Origin of the sequence: Pseudomonas sp. S37, from assembly GCF_016658545.1 — a bacterium.
In the GTDB taxonomy this organism is placed as follows: domain Bacteria; phylum Pseudomonadota; class Gammaproteobacteria; order Pseudomonadales; family Pseudomonadaceae; genus Aquipseudomonas.
Map to the genome: position 1 here is coordinate 1 of NZ_JACVZC010000247.1, position 313 is coordinate 313.

Annotated in this window: 1 tRNA gene; it reads left to right on the forward strand. The window is 54.6% G+C overall.

From position 1 onward, the window contains the following. Positions 1-236: 236 nt before the first annotated feature. Positions 237-312, forward strand: a tRNA-Ala gene (locus IAE39_RS29520). Position 313 lies beyond the last annotated feature (1 nt).

Sequence of the window (313 nt, forward strand, 5' to 3'; positions counted from 1 at the left end):
CGAGGGGCTGCTGTGCAGCCCGATCGCGACACAAGGCCGCTCCTACAAGGGTGCAGTGCCCGGATTCAGCAGGGCAGGGCGGTAAGTGATTGTTATCTGTGAAAAAATTTTTGATTATTTTTGAAAATTCGTTTGACAGCCCTGCAATCCGATCTTAATATGCGCCCCGTCCACAGCGATGAACGAAAACGAAACGCCAGGCACCCAGCCAGCGGTTCAGTTCAAAGCGACATTGTGGGGCTATAGCTCAGCTGGGAGAGCGCCTGCATGGCATGCAGGAGGTCAGCGGTTCGATCCCGCTTAGCTCCACCAA